The sequence below is a fragment of the Micromonospora arborensis genome (genome assembly GCF_003205615.1).
Lineage (GTDB): Bacteria > Actinomycetota > Actinomycetes > Mycobacteriales > Micromonosporaceae > Micromonospora > Micromonospora arborensis.
Genome location: NZ_PYBV01000069.1, coordinates 2,198 through 3,580 on the forward strand (window position 1 = coordinate 2,198; position 1,383 = coordinate 3,580).

The window sequence follows — 1,383 nt, forward strand, 5'->3', positions numbered from 1 at the left end:
TATGGTGCGCGAGGCGCTCACGAGGCGCGTCCACCCCGATGGGAAGGCACGTCATGACCTCTCCCTCCGGCCCGTCGCGCCGCCAGGTGCTCGTTGCCGCGGCGGCCGCGGCCTCCGCTCCGCTGATCGCCGCCGCGCCCGCGCAGGCGGCCGGCGCGGCCCGTCCGCGCAGCTGGGACCTCACCCTGCTGGGCACGTCGGACACCCACGGCAACGTCTACAACTGGGACTACTACCGCGACGCCGAGTACGACGACAGCAAGCAGAACGACATCGGCGTCGCGAAGCTGGCAACCCTGATCAACCAGATCCGTCGGGAGCGGCGCGGCAAGGCGACGCTGGTGCTCGACGCCGGCGACACCATCCAGGGCACGCCGCTGGCCACCTACTACGCCAAGCAGGAGCCGATCACCGCCACCGGGGAGAAACACCCGATGGCGCGGGCGATGAACGTCATCGACTACGACGCGGTGACGCTGGGCAACCACGAGTTCAACTACGGTCTGCCGCTGCTGGACCTGTGGATCCGTCAGCTCGGCTTTCCGGCGCTCGCCGCGAACGCGGTCAACGCGAAGACCGGCAAGCCGGCCTTCCTGCCGTACGTCATCAAGAAGGTCTCCCTCGGCTTCGCCGCGCCGACCCTGCGGGTCGGCATCCTGGGGCTGACCAATCCCGGTGTGGCCATCTGGGACAAGGGCAACGTCGAGGGCAAGCTGCGCTTCGACGACATGGTGGCGACCGCCGCGAAGTGGGTGCCGATCATGCGTGCCCGCGGCGCGGACCTCGTACTGATCTCCGCGCACGGCGGTGACAGCGGCACCTCCAGCTACGGCCCGGAGTTGCCGAACGAGAACCCGGTGGCGCTGATCGCCCAGCAGGTGCCGGGGATCGACGCGATCCTCTTCGGGCACGCCCACAACGAGGTGGTCGAGCGGTTCGTCACCAACGAGCGGACCGGCGCACAGGTGTTGCTCTCCGAGCCGTCGAAGTGGGGCCAGCGGCTCACCCGGATGGACTTCACCCTCACCCGTGAGCGTGGCCGCTGGACGATCACCAAGAAGGCCGCGAGCATGCTGAACACCAACACCGTGGTCGAGGACCCGAAGGTCCTCGCGGCGGTGCGGGCCCAGCACCAGAAGACCATCGCGTACGTGAACCAGGTGGTGGCCCAGGCCACCGTCGAGATGTCCACGGTGGAATCCAGGTACAAGGACACCCCCATCCTGGACTTCATCAACCATGTCCAGGCCCAGACCGTCACGGAGGCGCTGGCCGGCACGCCGTACGCCGACCTGCCGGTGCTGTCGCAGGCCTCGCCGTTCAGCCGTACCGCGGTCTTCCCCGCTGGCGACGTCAAGATCCGCGATGTGGCCGGCCTGTACG

1 protein-coding gene is annotated in these 1,383 nt (G+C 68.8%); it reads left to right on the plus strand.

Annotated features, from left to right (window positions below; translation table 11 throughout):
* Nucleotides 1-53: 53 nt before the first annotated feature.
* Nucleotides 54-1,383, plus strand: a 1,330-nt coding sequence (locus tag C7C45_RS32600) for a metallophosphoesterase (RefSeq protein ID WP_244200692.1), incomplete at its 3' end; no start/stop codon positions are given.